This is a genomic window from Armatimonas sp. (assembly GCF_031410135.1).
GTDB lineage: Bacteria > Armatimonadota > Armatimonadia > Armatimonadales > Armatimonadaceae > Armatimonas.
The window spans coordinates 1-4,156 of record NZ_JANNYP010000443.1 but is presented as its reverse complement, the minus strand read 5'-3'; the positions used below and the strand labels follow the sequence as shown (position 1 = coordinate 4,156).

The following is a 4,156-nucleotide window of genomic DNA, read 5'->3' as shown; positions in this document are numbered from 1 at the left end:
TGCCGTCAATGCTCTTCAGGTAGTCTAAAACTGCAATTTTGCTCATGGTGTTATGGGAGGGGAACATGACAGAACGTCAGTGCGGCGATTCCGTTGGCGCCTCGTAGCAGCCGTTTCTGGCTCCAAACCGCGCTGTCAAGGTAGGTAATCGCTTGCGCTGTCGTCGGCTCGGTGAGCGTGAGGGTGAGCCGATTGCCTGAGACGACACCCGACGCAATTTTGCCCCGCTGGCCGTCGAGGTAGAACTCACTTGTTAGCACACTCTCCCAGACCATGGGCTGGTCGAACTCCAGCACGAGCGTGTCTTTCTTGGCGCTGGCAAAGGTGACGCGCTTGAGACTTGGCGGCGTGATGGGAGAGTCGAAGCGCTTGCCGTAGCTGTCGCGCTGGATGACCGGGAAAATCAGGCGGGCGAACTCGGCGTAGCCTGCCGCCGGGAAGTGGCAGCCACCGGGGGGATCAATGCCCAGTGTGGACATGATGCTCATTTTTGAGAACAGCGCGGGAAGCTGGCGCTGGACATCGCGGAGCTGGTTGTCGGAGCCGTCTATGCCCATCGCGCAGGACTTGGGCCAGATCTGGAAGACATAGTAGCGCTGGACATTGGGAAAGTCGAGTTTCCAGGCTGCCGTGAGCTCGATGAAGTACTCTCGGTAGGTCTCCCAGCCAAAGCCCCCGGTAGGGCCATCCGCACCCTGGTCGTTCTCTCCCTGGTGCCAGAGAATCCCCCGAATGCCGTGTGTGAACCCTGCTTTCTGGACACGCGCCAGCAAGCGCCCATAGATCGTCTCGGGGTCGGTGGGATTGTTCGCATTGCGCTGGTGCTGGTCAATCCGCGTCCCACCGACCGCGCCGTTGAGGATGCAGACCGGCACTTTCTCGCTCTCCACCAGTCGCTTTGCCAGCTCCATTCCCCAGTAGCCGATTGCCCCCGTTTGGGCGTCCTGATTGCGATAGCGAGCATCCTCCCAGCGCGTCCCAAACGTGCGAATCCACTCGCTCTGGTAGGCTGGGGTCTCCTTCCCAAAGTCCGTGGCGACCGCATTGGACTGTCCCTGGACAAGAAACGCATCGCCACAGACGAGATTCTTGACCGTGCGCAGAACCGTCTCCTGGCCACAGACCACGCTACCAAAGGCGACTTCGTAGCGAATCAGCCCCGGCTTGAGCAGCACCGAGAACGCGTACGCCCGACTGGCCCCAAGCTTCTGTGTGATGGTTTTTACCAGCGCTCCGTCGGCGTAGAGGCGCAGAAAGACCGCGTCGGCGGCCTGCGAGAGAACCCCGTTGTAGTGAAGCGTCCCCTCGTTTTTTATAGCACTGCGAGTGTAGAACTGGTTGTCTGTTGGCTGCTCATCCACGGCGGGCTTGCGCTCGACCCAGGGATCGGCCTTGGGCTCTGTCACCGCGAGCTTCACCGACTGGGTCACGGGCGCGCCGCCGTTGTCCACCGCGACGCTTACCGTCAGAGTGCCGCTGTTCTGGGCGCGGGTGAGGCGGAGCTTGCCGGGGAGCACGTCTTTGCTGGTTGCCAGCCCCTCCACTTTCCAGGTGTAGTGTAGCGGCAGGGTGCTCTTGCCCGCCGTGTTTGTCGTCACCTCAATCGGCGAGCGGCCGTCCCACTGGCGCGGCGCCTTAAGCGTAATCACAGGATCGGCAATCGCCTCTTGGATTGTCACGGGAATCTCACGGGTCTTCACGCCGTCGGGGTAGATGGCTTTGAGCAGTAGCGTGTGCTTCTGGTCGCCGCGCACCCGGCCCGCCTCCAGAGTGTAGGAGAGCTGATCGGTGGCGACGCTATTCCCATCGAGGAGCCAGAGGAGCTTCTGTGCCCCACCAGCCTTGGCAGTAATCGTGGCCCGCTCGCCCTCGCGCACCGTGAGCTGCGACGATGAGACAGAGAACTCACTGCCGGGCTGGATGAGTGTCCCGACCAGTGTCTGGAGCGGTTTCTGGTTCTCGTACTCCAGCCGCACCCAGTCGGCAGAGCGCGTCACCGACGACACGCGCACTTCGTCCATCTCGCCCACAAAGTCGTAGTTGTTGTACCAGCCCCCGATCCAAAAGTGGGCGGGGTTCTGGATATTGAGCGGTGCGCCTTGGGACTGCGCCACGCCATCCAAGACGCCGTTCACGTAGACCCGTGCATTGCCTTTTTCGTAGGTGTGCACCACGTGGAGCCACTCGCCCAGCTTTTGCTTGCTCTTGCTGGCGACACCTGCATCGGAGAAGTAGCAGTCCATGCTGATGTGCGGGGGGCTCCGAAACAGCATCGTCACTTTCCCCTGGCGCTCCTCGTTGCCCCAGCCTAGAATCCGCACATTGGGCCGCTCCGCCCGGAACCACGCCTGCGAGCTATGCGGCTGGTTGCCCGTGGGAAAGCCTGTCAGCTTCTCGCCGCCCGCGACCCCCTGGTTCTCCGCAAAGCGCCGCGCCGCCCCAATCGGGCCGGGCGCGAGAGTCGTGCCTTTATTGGTCGCCGTCAGCATGCCCGTTGCATCGGCCAGTGCCTCGTCCATGTGCCAGACACTGAGGTAGCCATTGCTCACATTGAAGACCGCCGGGCCACTGGACGCACTCTTGGCCATCGAGTCGCCCCAGTGCAGGCGCAGCTCCTGGCGTGCATTTCCGACGATCTTGGGCACCCGAACCCAGACACTCGCCTGCCCGGCTTGCGCGTCCCACTGCTCGATCTGATAGGTTAGCGGTGTGCCGCTACTATCCGTGATCCGCAAGTCTTCCCCGTGAGGTTGTGCCTGTGCAAAGGGAAATGTCTCGCGGCTGAGGCGGATCAGCACCGGAAAGTCCGTGAGAGTCACCGACGCGGGCAGGTTCGCTCCCTCAGGTGTGGTGAGAAGATAGAGCGAGCCTTGCTCCTCTACGGAGTTCGCTCGTGCCTCGCTGCGAAGAGGGGATGTGGGGGCGCAGAACAAAAAACACGCGAGAAACGTGGGAAGGGCACGGGATGGTTGTGTTTTCATACCACCACCCGTGCCTCTCCCCACGTTCCGAGGACATTATCGCCGGTGAACTCTAGCATGATACAGCCCTTCTTGGAAACGTCGATATCAATGATCACAGGCGATGCGTCGGGGCGGAGCTTGCCGCTATCAAAGAGTGCTTTATTGCCGAAGAAGTCCTCCTCCATCACCCGGAAGCGCCCCTCGGCAGTGGACGAGTTGGAGGGGTCTAGTCCGACTGTGGCTTGGAACCGGCTGGCGCGGCCACCGAGCTTGTACATGGCGACGGACTTGCCCTGGCAGCCCAGGCCCTTGCGGTAGAAGTTCCCACCCAGAACCAGTGGCTCGTGCTTTGCACTCTGGTCATTGACAGGTGGGTTGCTGCGCCGCCAAATATAACAAAGATCACTGAGGTAGGTGACGCCGGTCTTGGTGATTGTGTAGCGCTCCAGCGGCAGGGGAGCGGGGGCGGGCAGAGGGCGGCCACGGGAGCCAATCTTCAGCAGCAGGTGCTCGTGCTGGGCGAGGCGTGGGCTGGTGAAGGAGCCGTCGAAAGTCCCAATGTCTTTGCGGAGCCAGAGATCACGCACGCGCTGGCGACCGGAGAGGCCTACCAGGCTCCACGGAACCATGATCGTGGCGGGTTTATTGCTCTTATTGAGAATCAGCAAGGCGGTCGTGCCATCGGCGAGGGGCTTGTTGTAGACTTCTTGGCCGTCGTTTTTGAAGACCTTATAGCCCTGAATACCGCGCGGGTCCTGGTTGACCGCGATAGCTTCCTTGGCCGTGAGGATCACGCGGACGCTCTCGGGCATCTTGCGTAGGTCGTTGCCCGCCATGAGCGGCGCGGCAAGAATACACCAGAGGCTGAAGTGGGCGCGGCTCTCGGTGTCGGACTTCAGGTTGCCGACTTGCAGCATATCCGGGTCGTTCCAGTGGCCTGGCCCGGCGAACTGCCCCAGGCCATTGAAGGCCGGGTGGGTCACGTGGTCGCCCGCCGATGTCTCAGCGCAGTTGTAGACCGAGTCCATGTTGGGGTAGATATCGTACGATGTGCGCCAGAGCTGGCCGATCTTCTCCCCGTCCCAGGCCCACGCGCCACTGCCAAAGTCCGAGATGCTCAGGATCATCGGGCGGCCCGTCTTGCGGATCTCATCGCGATAGAGCGTGTAGTCGTCGCTGCTGAGCCGCTTGTT

2 protein-coding genes are annotated in these 4,156 nt (G+C 61.8%); both read right to left on the bottom strand.

The window, feature by feature from the left end:
- Positions 1–50: 50 nt before the first annotated feature.
- Positions 51–2,981: a DUF2341 domain-containing protein gene (locus tag RMO15_RS16505; RefSeq protein ID WP_309714545.1), complete on the bottom strand. Its 2,931-nt coding sequence runs from the start codon at positions 2,979–2,981 to the stop codon at positions 51–53.
- Positions 2,978–4,156, bottom strand: a 1,179-nt coding sequence (locus tag RMO15_RS16500) for an NPCBM/NEW2 domain-containing protein (protein WP_309714544.1), incomplete at its 5' end; no start/stop codon positions are given. The genes RMO15_RS16505 and RMO15_RS16500, both read right to left, overlap by 4 nt.

Bases quoted from the DNA above. Each gene is read 5' to 3' on its own strand.
- RMO15_RS16505 (WP_309714545.1), bottom strand. From the start codon at position 2,981: ATGAAAACACAACCATCCCGTGCCCTTCCCACGTTTCTCGCGTGTTTT.